The sequence below is a fragment of the Streptomyces sp. NRRL S-87 genome, assembly GCF_000719335.1.
In the GTDB taxonomy this organism is placed as follows: domain Bacteria; phylum Actinomycetota; class Actinomycetes; order Streptomycetales; family Streptomycetaceae; genus Streptomyces.
On record NZ_JOGB01000093.1, the window covers coordinates 1 to 16,825 of the forward strand.

A 16,825-nucleotide genomic window follows, 5' to 3' on the forward strand; every position below is an offset into this window, starting at 1 on the left:
CGGGTCCTCGGCGAGAAGCGCGTCGAGGATCGTGTCGCTGATCTGGTCAGCGATCTTGTCGGGGTGGCCCTCGGTCACGGACTCCGAGGTGAACAGGCGGCGGGACACATCGCTCCCTGGGGTTGCAGCGGCTGCTGGCTGAATGGTTTCGCGGACCTCGTCCGGGGGCTGCGCCCGACCGGGATCCGGTTCTAGCTTATCGGGCGCTTCCGCGGCCCGGACCACGCGTCTCGCCAAATGGGAGGGCTGTGACCTGCGGCACTCCATTGTGACGTAGGTCCGACGCGTGGAACAAGAGCCGTTCCTCAGGCGAGTCGCGGCGCCACGAGGTCCCAGATGCGGTCAGCGAGGGACTCCTTGGGACCATAGGGTACCGGCGATTCTCCGCCATCAGAAGAGAGGATGACGGCTTCGTTCTCCTCCGAACCAAAGGTCTTGGTGGCTCCGACCTCATTGACGACAAGAAGATCGCACTTCTTGCGGCGGAGCTTGGCCCAGCCGTTCGCGAGCACGTTGTCCGTTTCGGCGGCGAATCCGACGACGACCTGGCCGGGCCGTGCGCGGTCCGCGGAAATCTCCGCGAGGACGTCCGGATTGCGGACCAGCTCGACCGGAGCCGGCTCTTCCCCGTCCTTCTTCTTGATCTTTCCCTCGGCGTACGCGGCTGGCCGGAAATCGGCTACGGCGGCCGCCATCACCACCGCGTCCGCGTCCGCAGCGGCCTTGAGCACCGCCTCCCGCAGCTGTACGGCGGTCCCGACCCGGACCACGTCGACCCCGGCCGGGTCCGCCAGCGCGGTGTTCGCCGCGACGAGCGTGACGCGGGCGCCGCGCGCCACCGCCGTACGGGCCAGGGCGTAGCCCTGCTTGCCGGACGAGCGGTTGCCCAGGAAGCGGACCGGGTCCAGCGGCTCGCGCGTGCCGCCGGCGCTGATGACGACGTGCCGGCCCCGCAGGTCGGGCTCGGCGGTCCCGCGGTCGAGCACCCTGCGACAGACCTCGAAGATCTCCTCGGGGTCCGGCAGCCGGCCCTTGCCGGTGTCGACGCCGGTCAGGCGGCCGACGGCGGGCTCGATGACCACGGCGCCGCGGCGGCGCAGGGTGGCCACGTTCTCCTGGGTGGCGGGGTGCTCCCACATCTCGGTGTGCATCGCGGGGGCGAAGACCACGGGGCAGCGGGCGGTCAGGAGGGTGTTGGTCAGCAGGTCGTCGGCCAGCCCGTGGGCGGCCTTGGCCAGCATGTCGGCGGTGGCGGGGGCCACGACCACCAGGTCGGCGCCCTGGCCGATGCGCACGTGCGGGACCTCGTGGACGGCGTCCCAGACCTCGGTGGAGACCGGGTTGCCGGACAGCGCCGACCAGGTGGCCTCCCCGACGAAGTTCAGGGCCGAGGCGGTGGGAACCACCCTGACGTGGTGCCCCGACTCGGTCAGCCGGCGCAGCAGCTCGCACGCCTTGTAGGCGGCGATGCCGCCGCTGACCCCCAGGACGACCTTCGGCTTGTCCACTGCGTCTCCGCTCCCCGGCATCCCAGTCCGCACGATCTGCTCTGTCCGGACTGTTGCACTGTTGGTCTGGTGCTCTGCTGCTCTGTTGCTGTGTCCGCTCCGCCCGCGCCCGAACTGCGCGCGCGTCCGCGTCCATGACACACCACAGGCCCGGCAGTCGCGCTGCCGGGCCTGTGGTGAAGATGCTCCGTGTGGTGCCGCGGGGCTTACTGGGCCGGGCCCTCGATGGCCTCGGAGGTCAGCAGACCGGCGTTGATCTCGCGCAGGGCGATCGACAGCGGCTTCTCGTGGACGTGGGTGTCCACCAGGGGGCCGACGTACTCGAGCAGGCCCTCACCGAGCTGGGAGTAGTACGCGTTGATCTGACGCGCACGCTTGGCCGCGTAGATCACGAGGCTGTACTTCGAGTCGGTTGCCTCGAGCAGCTCGTCGATCGGCGGGTTGATGATGCCCTCGGGCGCGGTGATGGAAGAGGACACGCTCTACCTTCCGAAGATGGGTAAAAGATCAAACAAACGATCAAACAACTTCCATCAAGGCTAGCAGCTCACGCGCTACGTCCTCGACGGAGGTGTTGACAAGGGTCGTGTCGAACTCGGATTCGGCGGCGAGCTCGACCTTGGCGGCTTCCAGACGGCGCTCGATGACCTCGGGGGCCTCGGTGCCGCGGCCGGTGAGCCGGCGGACCAGTTCCTCCCAGCTCGGTGGGGCCAGGAAGACCAGCTGCGCCTCCGGCATGGACTCGCGCACGAGCCGGGCGCCCTGGAGATCGATCTCCAGGAGCACCGGCTCGCCGGCCTCCAGCCGCTCGACGACGGCGGCCCGGGGGGTGCCGTACCGGTTGCCCGCGAACTCGGCCCACTCCAGCAGTTCGCCGTTGGCGACGAGCTTGTCGAACTCGTCGTCGCTGACGAAGAAGTAGTGGACACCGTGCCGCTCACCGGGTCGCGGCTTGCGGGTGGTGGCCGACACCGAGAGCCATACCTCGGGGTGGACCTTGCGCATATGCGCGACGACCGTGCTCTTGCCGACCCCGGAGGGGCCGGAGAGCACGGTCAGCCGCGGACGAACCTCTGCTGCCATGGAGCGATTATCCCGGTTCTCAGGAGCGCCTGGGAACACGGGAGGCCTCCGAGCGACCCGGTCAGGAGCCGGAGACGCCGAACTCACGCTCCAGGGAGGCGATCTGGTTCGTCCCGAGACCTCGGACACGGCGGCTCTCGGAAATGCCGAGCCGCTCCATGATCTGCTTGGCGCGGACCTTGCCGACGCCGGGAAGGGACTCGAGCAGGGCGGAGACCTTCATCTTGCCGATGACGTCGTTCTCCTGGCCCTGCTTGATGACCTCGTGGAGCGAGGCGCCGGAGTGCTTGAGTCGATTCTTCACCTCGGCCCGCTCCCGGCGAGCCGCGGCGGCCTTTTCGAGCGCGGCTGCGCGCTGTTCAGGGGTAAGGGGCGGAAGAGCCACGCCTACGTCACCTCGGATGTCGAACTGTCGGATACGGACCGGTGGGGAACCGGAAGGCACCACACCGGGAGAGCTACGAACAACGGATGTGCACGTTGGCTCTGGTCGGGAGACTAGCGGCCAAGACCGCTCCAGTCAGCGAGAACGGACGAAAAGTCCTGGTCAGCCTCCACTGAACCGTACATCGAGGACAAATCACCCCGGTTTTGTCCGGCTACCGACCTGCGAGTTCGTCACATCTCACCGCGCCGCGGAGACGGCCTCGCGGATCTCGGCGGCGAACCGGGCCGCGGCCGAGCGCAGCGCGTCCACGTCGGGACCGTACGTGAGGACCCCCCGCGAGACGTTCGGGACGACGTTGCGCACCGCGGCGCCGAAGACGGCCGGCAGATCGGCCGCGGTGGCGCCCTGGGCGCCGATGCCCGGGGCGAGCAGGGGGCCGTTGATGTCCAGGTCGAAGGAGGACAGGTCGCCCAGGGTGGCTCCGACGACCGCGCCGAAGGACCCCATGGGCTCGGCGCCCGCGTTCTCCTCGGCCAGGTGCTTCAGCATGGTGGCGCCGATGGTCAGGCCGTCCTCGCGGACCGCCCGCTGCACCTCGGCACCCTCCGGGTTGGAGGTCAGCGCGAGGACGAAGAGCCCGGCGCCCGACTCGCGCGCGAGGTCCGCGGCCGGCTTCAGGGAGCCGTAGCCCAGGTACGGGGTGACGGTGAGGGCGTCGGAGAACAGCGGGGAGTCCGGGCGCAGGAAGGCCTCGGCGTACGCGGCCATCGTCGAGCCGATGTCGCCGCGCTTGGCGTCCATGACCACCAGGGTGCCCGCGGCCCGGGCCTCGGCGACGGTGCGCTCCAGGACCGCGAGCCCGCGGGAGCCGAACCGCTCGAAGAAGGCGGCCTGCGGCTTGAAGACGGCCACCGAGTCGGCCAGCGCCTCCACGACGGTGCGGGAGAACGCCTCCAGGCCCTTGACGTCGTCGTCCAGGCCCCAAGAGGCCAGCAGGGCGGCGTGCGGGTCGATGCCCACGCACAGCGGGCCCCGCTCGTCCATGGCGGAGCGCAGGCGGGTGCCGAAGGAGATGGTCACGAGGCGGCAGCCTTTCGGGTCTCGGCGCCGACCGCGTCGGCGAGCGTGGCGTACGGACTGGCGGCCAGGCGGGCCGCCAGGCCCTTGTGGATGGCGCGGGCGTAGCAGGGGCCCTCGTAGATGAAGGCGCTGTAGCCCTGGACCAGGGTGGCGCCGGCCAGGATCCGCTGCCAGGCGTCCTCGGCGTTCTCGATGCCGCCGACACCGATCAGGACGATCCGGTCACCGACCCGGGCGTACAGGCGGCGCAGGACCTCCAGGGAGCGCTCCTTGACCGGGGCCCCGGACAGTCCGCCGGCCTCCTTGACCAGGTCCGGGGAGGACTTCAGGCCCAGGCCCTCGCGGGCGATGGTGGTGTTCGTGGCGATGATGCCGTCCAGGCCCAGCTCCAGGGCGAGGTCGGCGACCGCGTCCACGTCCTCGTCGGCGAGGTCGGGGGCGATCTTGACGAGCAGCGGGACCCGGCGGCCGGGGACGCTGCGGTCGGCGGCCGCGCGGACGGCGGTCAGCAGCGGGCGCAGGGACTCGGTGGCCTGGAGGTTGCGCAGGCCGGGGGTGTTGGGCGAGGACACGTTGACGACGAGGTAGTCGGCGTGCCGGGCGAGCCGCTCGGTGGAGAGCACGTAGTCGGCGGCGGCCTCGGCCTCGGGCACGACCTTGGTCTTGCCGATGTTGACGCCGACGACCGTCTTGAAGACCGGCTTCCGGGCCGCCAGGCGGGCCGCGACGGCCTCGGAGCCCTCGTTGTTGAAGCCCATGCGGTTGATCAGGGCGCGGTCCGGGACCAGGCGGAACAGCCGCTTCTTGGGGTTGCCGGGCTGGGCCTGGCCGGTGACCGTGCCGATCTCGACGTGGTCGAAGCCGAGCATGGACATGCCGTCGATGGCGACGGCGTTCTTGTCGAAGCCGGCGGCGAGGCCGAAGGGGCCGTGCATGCGCAGGCCCAGGGCCTCCGTGCGCAGCTCCTCGTACCGGGGCGCGAGGTAGGCCGCGACGAACGTGCGCAGGACCGGGGTGCGGGCCGCGAGACGGATCCAGCGGAAGGCCGTGTAGTGGGCCCGCTCGGCGTCCATCCGCTTGAAGACCAGGTTGAAGAACAGCTTGTACATCGTCCGATTTATCCCTTGAATCCCTTGTGCGCTCGAAAGGACCTCATGAAAGGGGGGACACCGGTCGATCGCCGGTGCCCCCCTCTCGTACGGGCTACTAGTCGCGGGCCGCGGTCAGGTGCTCCGCGTGCTCCTGCAGCGAGCGCACGCCCACGTCACCGTGGTTGAGCGCGTCGATGCCCTGGACGGCCGCGGCGAGCGCCTGGACCGTGGTCAGGCACGGGACGCCGCGGGAGACCGCCGCCGTACGGATCTCGTAGCCGTCGAGGCGGCCGCCGGTGCCGTACGGGGTGTTCACGATGAGGTCGACCTGACCGTCGTGGATGAGCTGGACGATGGTCTTCTCGCCGTTCGGGCCCTCGCCCTCGCTGAGCTTGCGCACCACGGTGGCGTTGATGCCGTTGCGGCGCAGCACCTCGGCGGTGCCGGAGGTCGCGAGCAGCTCGAAGCCGTGGGCGACCAGCTCGCGGGCCGGGAAGATCATCGAACGCTTGTCGCGGTTGGCGACGGAGATGAACGCGCGGCCCTTGGTCGGCAGCGGGCCGTAGGCGCCGGCCTGCGACTTGGCGTACGCCGTGCCGAAGACCGAGTCGATGCCCATGACCTCGCCGGTGGAGCGCATCTCCGGGCCGAGGACGGTGTCCACGCCGCGGCCCTGGATGTCGCGGAAGCGGCTCCACGGCATCACGGCCTCCTTGACGGAGATCGGCGCGTCCAGCGGCAGGGTGCCGCCGTCGCCGGCCTTCGGCAGCAGCCCCTCGGCGCGCAGCTCGGCGATGGTCGCGCCGAGCGAGATGCGGGCGGCGGCCTTCGCGAGCGGCACCGCGGTGGCCTTCGAGGTGAAGGGCACGGTACGGGAGGCGCGCGGGTTGGCCTCCAGCACGTAGAGGATGTCGCCGGCCATCGCGAACTGGATGTTGATCAGTCCGCGGACGCCGACGCCCTTGGCGATCGCCTCGGTGGAGGCGCGCAGGCGCTTGATGTCGTAGCCGCCGAGGGTGATCGGGGGCAGCGCGCAGGCCGAGTCGCCGGAGTGGATGCCGGCCTCCTCGATGTGCTCCATGACGCCGCCGAGGTAGAGCTCGGTGCCGTCGTAGAGGGCGTCGACGTCGATCTCGATCGCGTCGTCGAGGAAGCGGTCGACCAGCACCGGGCGGGTCGGGGAGATCTCCGTGGACTCGGCGATGTACGACTCCAGGCGCGCCTCGTCGTAGACGATCTCCATGCCGCGGCCGCCGAGCACGTACGAGGGGCGCACGAGGACCGGGTAGCCGATCTCGTCGGCGATGGCCTTCGCGCCGGCGAACGTGGTGGCGGTGCCGTGCTTGGGGGCGGGCAGGCCCGCCTCCAGCAGGACGCGGCCGAACGCCCCGCGGTCCTCGGCGGCGTGGATGGCCTCCGGGGAGGTGCCCACGACCGGCACGCCGTTGTCCTTCAGGGCCTGGGCCAGGCCGAGCGGGGTCTGGCCGCCGAGCTGGACCACGACGCCCGCGATCGGGCCTGCCAGGGACTCGGCGTGCACGATCTCCAGCACGTCCTCGAGCGTGAGCGGCTCGAAGTACAGGCGGTCGGAGGTGTCGTAGTCGGTGGAGACGGTCTCCGGGTTGCAGTTGACCATCACGGTCTCGTAGCCCGCGTCGCTGAGCGCGAAGGAGGCGTGGACGCAGGAGTAGTCGAACTCGATGCCCTGGCCGATGCGGTTCGGGCCGGAGCCCAGGATGATCACCGCGGGCTTCTCGCGGGGCGCGACCTCGGACTCCTCGTCGTAGGACGAGTAGAAGTACGGGGTCTTCGCCGCGAACTCGGCGGCGCAGGTGTCGACCGTCTTGTAGACCGGGCGGACGCCGAGGGCGTGGCGGACCTCGCGGACGACGTCCTCGCGCAGACCGCGGATCTCGGCGATCTGGGCGTCGGAGAAGCCGTGGCGCTTGGCCTCGGCGAGCAGCTCGGGGCCGAGCTTCTCGGCGCCGGCGAGCTCGTCGGCGGTCTCCTTGATGAGGAAGAGCTGGTCGACGAACCACGGGTCGATCTTGGTGGCCTCGAACACCTCCTCCTCGGTGGCGCCGGCGCGGATGGCCTGCATGACGGTGTTGATGCGGCCGTCGGTCGGGCGCACCGCGAGGCGCAGCAGCTCCTCCTTGTCGCCGGGCTCGCCGACGAAGGTGAACTGGGAGCCCTTCTTCTCCAGGGAGCGCAGGGCCTTCTGGAGGGCCTCGGTGAAGTTGCGGCCGATGGCCATGGCCTCGCCCACCGACTTCATGGTGGTGGTGAGGGTGGCGTCGGCCAGCGGGAACTTCTCGAAGGCGAAGCGCGGGGCCTTGACGACGACGTAGTCGAGGGTCGGCTCGAAGGAGGCCGGCGTCTTCTCGGTGATGTCGTTCGGGATCTCGTCCAGCGTGTAGCCGACGGCGAGCTTGGCCGCGATCTTCGCGATCGGGAAGCCGGTGGCCTTGGAGGCGAGGGCGGACGAGCGGGAGACGCGCGGGTTCATCTCGATGACGATGATGCGGCCGTCGACCGGGTTGACCGCGAACTGGATGTTGCAGCCGCCGGTGTCGACGCCGACCTCGCGGATGATCGCGATGCCGATGTCGCGCAGCCGCTGGTACTCGCGGTCGGTCAGGGTCATCGAGGGGGCGACGGTGATGGAGTCGCCGGTGTGGACGCCCATCGGGTCGAAGTTCTCGATGGAGCAGACGACCACGACGTTGTCGGCCTTGTCGCGCATCAGCTCGAGCTCGTACTCCTTCCAGCCGAGGATGGACTCCTCCAGGAGCACCTCGGTGGTCGGGGAGAGCGTCAGGCCCTGGCCGGCGATGCGGCGCAGCTCCTCCTCGTCGTGGGCGAAGCCGGAGCCGGCGCCGCCCATGGTGAAGGAGGGGCGCACGACGACCGGGTAGCCGCCGAGCGTGTCGACGCCCTTGAGGACGTCCTCCATCGAGTGGCAGATGACCGAGCGGGCGGACTCGCCGTGGCCGATCTTCCGGCGGACCTCCTCGACGACCTCCTTGAAGAGGTCGCGGTCCTCGCCCTTGTTGATGGCCTCGACGTTGGCGCCGATCAGCTCGACGTTGTACTTCTCCAGCACGCCCTGCTCGTGCATGGAGATGGCCGTGTTGAGCGCGGTCTGACCGCCCAGGGTGGGCAGGAGGGCGTCGGGGCGCTCCTTGGCGATGATCTTCTCGACGAACTCGGGGGTGATCGGCTCGACGTACGTCGCGTCGGCGATCTCCGGGTCGGTCATGATCGTCGCGGGGTTGGAGTTGACCAGGATGACCCGCAGGCCCTCGGCCTTGAGGATGCGGCAGGCCTGGGTGCCGGAGTAGTCGAACTCGGCGGCCTGGCCGATGACGATCGGGCCGGAGCCGATGACCAGGACGGACTGGATATCGGTGCGCTTAGGCACGCTCGGCCTCCATCAGGGATACGAAGCGGTCGAAGAGGTACGCGGCGTCGTGCGGGCCCGCGGCCGCCTCGGGGTGGTACTGGACGCTGAAGGCCGGCTGGTCGAGCAGCTGGAGGCCCTCCACCACGTCGTCGTTCAGGCAGACGTGGGAGACCTCGGCGCGGCCGTAGGGGGTGTCGGAGACCTTGTCGAGCGGGGCGTCGACGGCGAATCCGTGGTTGTGGGCGGTGACCTCGACCTTGCCGGTCGTGCGGTCCTGCACCGGCTGGTTGATGCCGCGGTGGCCGTACTTCAGCTTGTACGTGCCGAAGCCGAGCGCGCGGCCGAGGATCTGGTTGCCGAAGCAGATGCCGAAGAGCGGGGTCCTGCGCTCCAGGACGGCCTGCATGACGGAGACCGGGTGGTCGGCGGTGGCCGGGTCGCCGGGGCCGTTGGAGAAGAAGACGCCGTCCGGCTGGACCGCGTAGACCTCCTCGGCGGTCGCGGTGGCGGGCAGGACGTGCACCTCGATGCCGCGCTCCGCCATGCGGTGCGGGGTCATGCCCTTGATGCCGAGGTCGACGGCGGCGACGGTGAAGCGCTTCTCGCCGATCGCGGGGACGACGTACGCCTCCTTGGTGGCGACCTCGGCGGAGAGGTTCGCGCCCTTCATCTGCGGCTGCTCCTGGACCTTCGCCAGCAGCGCCGCGTCGTCGGCGACGGCCGTGCCGGAGAAGATGCCGACGCGCATCGCGCCGCGCTCGCGCAGGTGGCGGGTCAGGGCCCGGGTGTCGATGCCGGAGATGCCCACGACGCCCTGGGCGGCGAGCTCCTCGTCGAGGGAGCGGCGGGAGCGCCAGTTGGAGGGCTTGCGGGCGGGGTCGCGGACCACGTAGCCGGACACCCAGATGCGGCCGGACTCGGGGTCCTCGTCGTTGACACCGGTGTTGCCCACGTGCGGGGCGGTCATCACGACGACCTGGCGGTGGTACGAGGGGTCGGTCAGGGTCTCCTGGTAGCCGGTCATGCCGGTGGAGAACACGGCCTCGCCGAAGGTCTCCCCCACGGCCCCGTAGGCGCGTCCGCGGAAGATGCGGCCGTCTTCCAGGACGAGTACGGCGGGAGTTTTCACGGCTCCCCTGGTGGAGGTCGTCATCGTTCGGCGCCTTCCGTCGTGGTGGATTGGTTCATGGAGTTGATGGCTTCGACCCAGGCGGCGTGCTCGGCCGCGCGGTCGGAGCGGAATCCGGAGTCGATCAGCTTGTCGCCGTGCGCCCATGTGACGACCAGCAGACCGCCCTCGGTCAGTACCTTGCCCGCGATTCCCTTGTCGAGGCGGGCGCCGCGCAGTTGCCCGGCGGGTACGAAGAAGTCGGTGGCACCCGGACGGACCACGTCCAGGCCCGCGTCGGTGAGGGTGAGCTCGACGCGGCTGCGGACCCCGAGGCCGTGCGCCACGATGCGGTCCAGCCACTGGCCCGCCGTGGTCGACCCGTGGTACCGGCCGGTGAGGGCGAGCCGGTGTGCCGGCAGCCCGTCGGGAGCGGCGGGCAGCTCGGGCAGGTCGCCCTGGAGCGTGCCGCGCCACTTCCAGCCCTGGCGCATCAGCCAGTAGACGAACGCGATGAAGACCAGGAGGCCGAGGACCCACGCGATGCGTGCGCCCCAGTCCGTCACCTTCGCCGACTCACGTTCGGCCGCCTGTGCGGCCAGATGGATTGCTGCAGGTGTCACGCGAGGTTCCCGTCCACGACCGTTGCCCGGCCCCGCAGGAAGGTGTAGGTGACGCGACCCGGCAGCTCGCGGCCCTCGTAGGGCGTGTTGCGGCTGCGGGAGGCGAAGTGCGCGGGGTCCACGACACCACGGTACGCAGGATCCACCAGCGTGATGTTCGCGGGCTCACCTGCCGAGACGGGGCGTCCGTGGCCGTCGAGGCGGCCGATGCGGGCCGGGGCGGCGGACATGCGGTCGGCGACGCCGGCCCAGTCGAGCAGGCCGGTCTCGACCATGGTCTGCTGGACCACGCTCAGCGCCGTCTCCAGGCCGACCATGCCCATGGCGGCCGCGGCCCACTCGCAGTCCTTGTCCTCGTGCGGGTGCGGGGCGTGGTCGGTGGCGACGATGTCGATCGTGCCGTCGGCCAGGGCCTCGCGCAGGGCCAGGACGTCGCGCTCGGTGCGCAGCGGCGGGTTGACCTTGTAGACCGGGTTGTACGAGCGCACCAGCTCGTCGGTGAGGAGCAGGTGGTGCGGGGTGACCTCGGCGGTCACGTCGATGCCGCGGGACTTGGCCCAGCGGACGATCTCGACGGAGCCGGCGGTGGACAGGTGGCAGATGTGGACGCGGGAGCCGACGTGCTCGGCGAGCAGCACGTCGCGGGCGATGATCGACTCCTCGGCGACGGCCGGCCAGCCGCCCAGGCCCAGCTCGGCGGAGACGGTGCCCTCGTTCATCTGGGCGCCCTCGGTCAGCCGGGGCTCCTGGGCGTGCTGGGCGACGACGCCGCCGAAGGCCTTCACGTACTCCAGGGCGCGGCGCATGATCACGGCGTCGTCGACGCACTTGCCGTCGTCGGAGAACACCTTCACGTTGGCGGCGGACTCGTGCATGGCGCCCAGCTCGGCGAGCTGCTTGCCCTCCAGGCCGACGGTGACGGCGCCGATGGGCTGCACGTCGCAGTAGCCGTGCTCCTGGCCGAGGCGGTAGACCTGCTCGACGACGCCCGCGGTGTCGGCGACGGGGAAGGTGTTGGCCATGGCGAAGACCGCGGTGTAGCCGCCGCTCGCGGCGGCGCGGGTGCCGGTCAGGACGGTCTCGGAGTCCTCGCGGCCGGGCTCGCGCAGGTGCGTGTGGAGGTCGACCAGACCGGGCAGCAGGATCTGGCCCTCCGCCTCGATGACCTGCGCGCCCTCGGCCGACAGGCCGGTGCCCACGGCGGCGATGGTCTCGCCGTCGATCAGGACGTCCTGCGCCTCGCCGCCGAGGACCTTCGCGCCACGGATCAGGATCTTGCTCATGGTTACTTGGTCTCCTCGGTGCGCGCGGCGTGGGACGGGGTGGTGACGGCGGGCTCGGAGCCGCCGAGCAGCAGGTAGAGGACGGCCATCCGGACGAAGACGCCGTTGGCGACCTGCTCGATGACCGTGCAGCGGTCGGAGTCGGCGACGTCGGCGGTGATCTCCATGCCGCGGACCATCGGGCCGGGGTGCATCACGACGGCGTGCTCCGGCATCTTGGCCATGCGCGCGCCGTCCAGCCCGTACCGGCGGGTGTACTCGCGCTCGGTCGGGAAGAACGCGGCGTTCATGCGTTCGCGCTGCACACGCAGCATCATCACGGCGTCGGACTTCGACAGCACCTCGTCGAGGCCGTACGAGACCTGGCAGGGCCAGGTGTCGACGCCGACCGGGAGCAGGGTGGGCGGGGCCACCAGGGTGACCTCGGCGCCGAGGGTGTGCAGCAGGTCGACGTTCGAGCGGGCCACCCGGCTGTGCAGCACGTCGCCGACGATCGTGATGCGCTTGCCGGCCAGGTCCTCGCCGAGGGCGTCGGGGCCGATCAGGCGGCGGCGCATGGTGAAGGCGTCGAGCAGGGCCTGGGTGGGGTGCTGGTGGGTGCCGTCGCCCGCGTTGATGACGGGGGCGTCGATCCATCCGGAGGTGGCCAGGCGGTAGGGGGCGCCCGAGGCGCTGTGGCGGATGACCACGGCGTCCACGCCCATGGCCTCCAGGGTCTGGGCGGTGTCCTTGAGGGACTCGCCCTTGGAGACGCTGGAGCCCTTGGCCGCGAAGTTGATCACGTCGGCGGACAGGCGCTTCTCGGCGGCCTCGAAGGAGATCCGGGTGCGGGTGGAGTCCTCGAAGAAGAGGTTGCAGATCGTGCGGCCGCGCAGGGTGGGCAGCTTCTTGATCGGCCGGTCGGCGGTCCGGGCCATCTCCTCGGCGGTGTCGAGGATGAGGACGGCGTCGTCGCGCGTGAGGTCGGCGGCCGAGATGAGGTGGCGCTTCATCTGGGTGCTCCGGGTTCTCGGATGGAGGAGAGGCGGGCTCGGGGGTGGGGCGGGCAGGCCGGAGGCGCGCCGGGCGCGGGACGTGGTCCCGGCCGGGCGGGCCCGGGTGTCCGGCGGTGCGCCGGCCCGTCGGTGCGGGCGGGCGCGCGGGCACCCGGAAGGGCTAGTGGCCGTTCGTCGCGGCCGGGCCCTGGCCGAGCAGCACGGCGTCGCGGCCGTCCTCCTCGTCGAGCTGGACCTTGACCGTCTCGCGCAGCGAGGTGGGGAGGTTCTTGCCGACGTAGTCGGCGCGGATCGGGAGTTCGCGGTGGCCGCGGTCGACGAGGACGGCGAGCTGCACGGCGCGGGGGCGGCCGAGGTCGCCGAGGGCGTCGAGGGCGGCGCGGATGGTACGGCCGGAGAAGAGGACGTCGTCGACGAGGACGACCAGGAGGCCGTCGAGGGTGTCGACGGGGATCTCGGTGCGGCCCATCGCGCGGGCGGGCTTCATCCGCAGGTCGTCGCGGTACATGGTGATGTCGAGCGAGCCGACCGGCACCTTGCGGCCGGTGATCTCCTCCAGCTTCGCGGCGATCCGGCGGGCGAGGAAGACGCCCCGCGTCGGGATGCCGAGGAGGACCACGTCGTCGGCGCCCTTGGCGCGTTCGACGATCTCGTGGGTGATGCGGGTCAGTACCCGCGCGATGTCGGAGGCCTCGAGTACCGGCCGTGCCGCATCGGTGGCGTGCGTGTCCATGAAAAGGACCTCCTTCTCCGCCTCACTGGACGGAACTTAAAGGACGTCTGTCGTAGCTCCTCCACCGTATCAGTGCCGCCGGGCTGATCGCGCCACGGGGACGGCGACACGGGTGCGAACCACCCGTGCGTGGGGCGGGGCGCGGCCATTCGGCTTGACGCATCCACGTAACGCTGCGTAACCTCACAGTGAGTTACCAGCCGCGCGGCGGAGCCGCACGTCGTCATAGCGTCCGGGAGCCTTATGTCCAGCGAATACGCCAAACAGCTCGGGGCCAAGCTCCGTGCGATCCGCACCCAGCAGGGCCTTTCCCTCCACGGTGTCGAGGAGAAGTCCCAGGGCCGCTGGAAGGCGGTCGTGGTGGGCTCGTACGAGCGCGGGGACCGCGCCGTCACCGTCCAGCGGCTCGCCGAGCTCGCGGACTTCTACGGCGTTCCGGTGCAGGAACTGCTGCCGGGCACGACCCCGGGCGGGGCCGCCGAGCCGCCGCCGAAGCTGCGCCTGGACCTGGAGCGCCTGGCCCACGTCCCCGCGGAGAAGGCCGGCCCGCTGCAGCGCTACGCGGCGACCATCCAGAGCCAGCGCGGCGACTACAACGGCAAGGTGCTGTCGATCCGCCAGGACGACCTGCGCACCCTGGCCGTCATCTACGACCAGTCCCCCTCGGTCCTCACCGAGCAGCTGATCAGCTGGGGCGTGCTGGACGCGGACGCGCGCCGCGCCGTCACGCACGAGGAGGCGTAGCCCCTCCGCGGTCCCGGTGAGGGGCCGCAGAAACGTAACGCCGATGGGCCTGGCCCGAAGCAGAGCTTCGGGCCAGGCCCATCGGCGTTCCCCGCCCGGGGCGGGGAGACGCGGAAGGGCCCGCAGCCAATGGCTGCGAGCCCTTCCGAAGTGCGCGGACCAGCGACGGCACTACGCCTCGCGGCGCAGCTTCGGCTTCAGGTCCTTGAAGCGGCCCAGCAGGCCGTTCACGAAGGCCGGCGAGTCGTCCGTGGAGAACTCCTTGGCCAGCTGCACGGCCTCGTCGATGCACACGGCGTCCGGGGTCTCGTCCTCCCAGATCAGCTCGTACGCGCCGAGGCGGACGATGTTCCGGTCCGCGACGGGCATCCGGTCGAGGTCCCAGTCCACCGCGTAGGTGGCGATGAGCTCGTCGATCCGGGCCACGTGCTGGGCGTACCCCTCGACCAGCTGCATCGTGTACTCGGCGACCGGCGGCTGCCGGTCGTCCGAGCGCGAGTGCCGGACCCAGTCGGCGAGTACCGTCTGCACGCCCTCGTCGCGCTGGTCGGCCTCGAAGAGGATCTGGAAGGCGCGCTTGCGGGCCTTGCTGCGGGCAGCCACGGTTAGCTGTTCACCCGGCCGAGGTAGCTGCTGTCACGGGTGTCGACCTTGATCTTCTCACCGGTGGTGATGAAGAGCGGGACCTGGATCTCGTGGCCGGTCTCCAGGGTGGCGGGCTTGGTGCCACCGGTGGAGCGGTCGCCCTGGACGCCGGGCTCGGTGTGCTGGATGGTCAGCTCGACGGACGCCGGGAGCTCGACGTAGAGCACCTCGCCCTCGTGCTGCGCGACCTGGGCGGTGAAGCCCTCGATCAGGAAGTTGGCGGCGTCGCCGACGTTCTTGCGGTCGATGTGCAGCTGGTCGTAGGTCTCCATGTCCATGAAGACGAAGTACTCGCCGTCCATGTAGGAGAACTGCATGTCGCGGCGGTCGATGGTGGCCGTGTCGACCTTGACGCCCGCGTTGAAGGTCTTGTCGACGACCTTGCCGGACAGCACGTTCTTGAGCTTGGTGCGCACGAAGGCCGGGCCCTTGCCGGGCTTGACGTGCTGGAACTCGACGACGGACCAGAGCTGGCCCCCGTCGAGCTTGAGCACCATGCCGTTCTTGAGGTCGTTCGTGGAAGCCACGGTTGCCAAATCTCCTGGACTGAAAGACCACGGGTGCGGGCCCCCGCCCGGCGTGCCGGGCTAGAGCGCGAGCAGCTCCTTGGTCGTAATGGTGAGTAGCTCGGGTCCGCCGTCCGCCTCGGGGCGTACGACGAGCGTGTCATCGATCCGGACTCCGCCCCGCCCCGGGAGGTGGACCCCAGGTTCGACGGTGACCGGCACGCAAGCGTCCAGTTTACCCATTGCGGCGGGTGCGAGCTGCGGGTCCTCGTCGATTTCGAGTCCGACACCGTGTCCCGTGCACGGCGCGAGCGCTTCACCGTGTCCGGCCGCGTCGATCACGTGGCGTGCGGCCCGGTCGACGTCCCGGTACGCCGCCCCTGGCGTGAGGGCCTCACGGCCCGCCCGCTGGGCCGCGAACACCAGCTCGTACAGCTCGATCTGCCACTCCGCGGGGGTGGTGCCGATGACGAAGGTGCGGCCGATCTCGCAGCGGTAGCCGCGGTAGTTGGCGCCCAGGCACACCGAGAGGAAGTCGCCCTCCTCCACGCGCCGGTCGGTGGGCCGGTGCCCGGAGCGCCCGGAGTTGGGGCCGGTGGCCACCGAGGTGCGGAAGGCGGGTCCGTCCGCGCCGTGGTCGACCAGCCGGCGCTCGAGCTCCAGCGCGAGGTGCCGCTCGGTCCGGCCGACGAGGATGGACTCCAGCAGCTCGCCCAGGGCCTGGTCGGCGATCTCCGCCGCAATGCGCAGGCAGGCGATCTCCTCCTCGTCCTTCACCAGCCGCTGCTGTTCGACGGCGTGGCCGAGGTCGCCCAGCCGCAGCCGGGGGGCCACCGAGTGCAGGGCCCGGTGGCGGGCGACGGTCAGGTCGTGCTCCTCCACGGCGAGGCTGTCGGCACGAGCCGCCTGGGCGTGGTCGGCCGCCGCGACCGCGGGGTCGCCGCCGGGACCGTCCAGCACGCTCAGGCGCAGGTGGGCGTCGAGGCGCCCCTCCTGGGGGTCCCCGGTGGGGGTGTCCCGGCAGAACAGCAGGTCCTCGGAGGGCCCGAGCAGGAGGACGGCGCCCTTGGGCGCGGCTCCGGCGAGGTAGCGCACGTTCGCCGGGCGGGAGACGAGTGCTGCGGAGCTGCCCGCTGCGGCGAAGCGGTCACGGATCAGGTCACGGCGGGCCGCGTACACCTCTGACATGTTTTGAGGGTAAGAGTCTGTTTCCGCTGTCGCCTGTGGAGTGCGTCCGGACGGTGTCGGGGGCGGGAGCCCGCCTCGAAGCGGGAATGCCGTCACGTGGTGTGTGGGGGAGGCGCTTGACGGGGGTGGCAGGCTGGACCGGAGGCAGGCCCGGGCCGAGGGGGGCCGCAGGCCCGGGCGAAGCCCCGAAGCCCTTGGGGTGGGCCTGCCGCTGGGCCTGCAGGCCACCCCTGTCAAGCGCCGAGGGGACCCACACACCACGGGACGGCCCACGGGTCGGCGGAAGACGCGGCCGTCGGCGGTAGGGGCTGCAATCAGCACACCGGGGTGTGAGGGCACCAGGGGGTGGTGTGTGGGTCCCCTCGCCTCTTGACCCGTCATGGCCTGCAGGCCTCCCCCAGCTACCGCTGGGAGGTGCCCCCAGCGGCAGGCCCACCCCTGGGG

Annotated in this window: 17 protein-coding genes; 1 reads left to right on the forward strand and 16 read right to left on the reverse strand. The window is 70.9% G+C overall.

All coding sequences use genetic code 11. The annotated features are described in order from the left end of the window. The 13 genes from IF43_RS40135 to pyrR all read right to left on the reverse strand — a co-directional run. The coding region (locus tag IF43_RS40135; RefSeq protein ID WP_158939665.1) for an S-adenosylmethionine synthetase N-terminal domain-containing protein at nucleotides 1–108 on the reverse strand (108 nt) is incomplete at its 3' end. A gap of 197 nt (nucleotides 109–305) precedes the next feature. Beyond that, nucleotides 306–1,508, reverse strand: a complete 1,203-nt coding sequence (gene coaBC / locus IF43_RS0134015) for a bifunctional phosphopantothenoylcysteine decarboxylase/phosphopantothenate--cysteine ligase CoaBC (RefSeq protein WP_030210150.1) — start codon at nucleotides 1,506–1,508, stop codon at nucleotides 306–308. Between the two features lie 206 nt (nucleotides 1,509–1,714). Next, entirely contained in the window at nucleotides 1,715–1,987 is a 273-nt protein-coding gene (rpoZ, locus tag IF43_RS0134020; protein ID WP_005319902.1) for a DNA-directed RNA polymerase subunit omega, read from the reverse strand. A gap of 40 nt (nucleotides 1,988–2,027) precedes the next feature. Further along, nucleotides 2,028–2,591, reverse strand: a complete 564-nt coding sequence (gene gmk, locus IF43_RS0134025; RefSeq protein WP_030210157.1) for a guanylate kinase — start codon at nucleotides 2,589–2,591, stop codon at nucleotides 2,028–2,030. A gap of 61 nt (nucleotides 2,592–2,652) precedes the next feature. Next, the gene (locus IF43_RS0134030; RefSeq protein ID WP_030210160.1) at nucleotides 2,653–2,976 is read right to left on the reverse strand and encodes an integration host factor; all 324 of its coding nucleotides are present in this window, start codon (nucleotides 2,974–2,976) and stop codon (nucleotides 2,653–2,655) included. Nucleotides 2,977–3,216: 240 nt separating this feature from the next. Next, nucleotides 3,217–4,059, reverse strand: a complete 843-nt coding sequence (pyrF, locus tag IF43_RS0134035; protein ID WP_030210163.1) for an orotidine-5'-phosphate decarboxylase — start codon at nucleotides 4,057–4,059, stop codon at nucleotides 3,217–3,219. After that, a complete protein-coding gene (locus IF43_RS0134040; protein WP_030210167.1) occupies nucleotides 4,056–5,168 on the reverse strand; it encodes a quinone-dependent dihydroorotate dehydrogenase in 1,113 nt (370 codons plus the stop codon). Before IF43_RS0134040 ends, pyrF begins: the two co-directional genes overlap by 4 nt. A gap of 97 nt (nucleotides 5,169–5,265) precedes the next feature. Continuing rightward, complete coding sequence (gene carB / locus IF43_RS0134045; protein WP_030210170.1) at nucleotides 5,266–8,574, reverse strand: carbamoyl-phosphate synthase large subunit; 3,309 nt, start codon at nucleotides 8,572–8,574, stop codon at nucleotides 5,266–5,268. Continuing rightward, a complete protein-coding gene (gene carA / locus IF43_RS0134050) occupies nucleotides 8,567–9,709 on the reverse strand; it encodes a glutamine-hydrolyzing carbamoyl-phosphate synthase small subunit (RefSeq protein WP_030210173.1) in 1,143 nt (380 codons plus the stop codon). Before carA ends, carB begins: the two co-directional genes overlap by 8 nt. After that, nucleotides 9,706–10,287 carry a hypothetical protein gene (locus IF43_RS0134055; protein ID WP_030210181.1) on the reverse strand — a complete coding sequence of 194 codons (582 nt, stop codon included), beginning with the start codon at nucleotides 10,285–10,287 and terminating at the stop codon, nucleotides 9,706–9,708. Before IF43_RS0134055 ends, carA begins: the two co-directional genes overlap by 4 nt. Further along, a complete protein-coding gene (locus IF43_RS0134060; protein WP_030210184.1) occupies nucleotides 10,284–11,570 on the reverse strand; it encodes a dihydroorotase in 1,287 nt (428 codons plus the stop codon). The genes IF43_RS0134055 and IF43_RS0134060 overlap by 4 nt, the downstream gene beginning before the upstream one ends. A gap of 2 nt (nucleotides 11,571–11,572) precedes the next feature. Next, nucleotides 11,573–12,562, reverse strand: a complete 990-nt coding sequence (locus tag IF43_RS0134065) for an aspartate carbamoyltransferase catalytic subunit (RefSeq protein WP_030210188.1) — start codon at nucleotides 12,560–12,562, stop codon at nucleotides 11,573–11,575. A gap of 163 nt (nucleotides 12,563–12,725) precedes the next feature. Then, complete coding sequence (gene pyrR, locus IF43_RS0134070) at nucleotides 12,726–13,298, reverse strand: bifunctional pyr operon transcriptional regulator/uracil phosphoribosyltransferase PyrR (protein ID WP_030210191.1); 573 nt, start codon at nucleotides 13,296–13,298, stop codon at nucleotides 12,726–12,728. A gap of 243 nt (nucleotides 13,299–13,541) precedes the next feature. Between pyrR and bldD the strand changes: the two genes are divergently transcribed. After that, nucleotides 13,542–14,042 carry a transcriptional regulator BldD gene (gene bldD, locus IF43_RS0134075; protein ID WP_030210194.1) on the forward strand — a complete coding sequence of 167 codons (501 nt, stop codon included), beginning with the start codon at nucleotides 13,542–13,544 and terminating at the stop codon, nucleotides 14,040–14,042. A gap of 171 nt (nucleotides 14,043–14,213) precedes the next feature. Here bldD and nusB read toward each other — a convergent pair whose 3' ends face one another. From nusB to IF43_RS0134090, 3 genes are read right to left on the reverse strand one after another with little or no spacing between them, the layout of a single operon-like run. Continuing rightward, nucleotides 14,214–14,645, reverse strand: coding sequence for a transcription antitermination factor NusB (gene nusB / locus IF43_RS0134080; protein WP_030210196.1), 432 nt, complete (start codon nucleotides 14,643–14,645; stop codon nucleotides 14,214–14,216). Between the two features lie 2 nt (nucleotides 14,646–14,647). Beyond that, the gene (efp, locus tag IF43_RS0134085) at nucleotides 14,648–15,214 is read right to left on the reverse strand and encodes an elongation factor P (protein ID WP_030210198.1); all 567 of its coding nucleotides are present in this window, start codon (nucleotides 15,212–15,214) and stop codon (nucleotides 14,648–14,650) included. Between the two features lie 60 nt (nucleotides 15,215–15,274). Next, the gene (locus IF43_RS0134090) at nucleotides 15,275–16,381 is read right to left on the reverse strand and encodes an aminopeptidase P family protein (protein WP_030210201.1); all 1,107 of its coding nucleotides are present in this window, start codon (nucleotides 16,379–16,381) and stop codon (nucleotides 15,275–15,277) included. Nucleotides 16,382–16,825 lie beyond the last annotated feature (444 nt).

What these genes read in the sequence shown, in the direction of transcription:
- IF43_RS0134060 (WP_030210184.1), bottom strand. Translation starts at nt 11,570, where the DNA reads ATGAGCAAGATCCTGATCCGTGGCGCGAAGGTCCTCGGCGGCGAGGCG.
- IF43_RS0134090 (WP_030210201.1), bottom strand. Translation starts at nt 16,381, where the DNA reads ATGTCAGAGGTGTACGCGGCCCGCCGTGACCTGATCCGTGACCGCTTC.
- IF43_RS0134065 (WP_030210188.1), bottom strand. Translation starts at nt 12,562, where the DNA reads ATGAAGCGCCACCTCATCTCGGCCGCCGACCTCACGCGCGACGACGCC.
- IF43_RS0134040 (WP_030210167.1), bottom strand. Translation starts at nt 5,168, where the DNA reads ATGTACAAGCTGTTCTTCAACCTGGTCTTCAAGCGGATGGACGCCGAG.
- gmk (WP_030210157.1), bottom strand. Translation starts at nt 2,591, where the DNA reads ATGGCAGCAGAGGTTCGTCCGCGGCTGACCGTGCTCTCCGGCCCCTCC.
- carA (WP_030210173.1), bottom strand. Translation starts at nt 9,709, where the DNA reads ATGACGACCTCCACCAGGGGAGCCGTGAAAACTCCCGCCGTACTCGTC.
- bldD (WP_030210194.1), top strand. Translation starts at nt 13,542, where the DNA reads ATGTCCAGCGAATACGCCAAACAGCTCGGGGCCAAGCTCCGTGCGATC.
- pyrR (WP_030210191.1), bottom strand. Translation starts at nt 13,298, where the DNA reads ATGGACACGCACGCCACCGATGCGGCACGGCCGGTACTCGAGGCCTCC.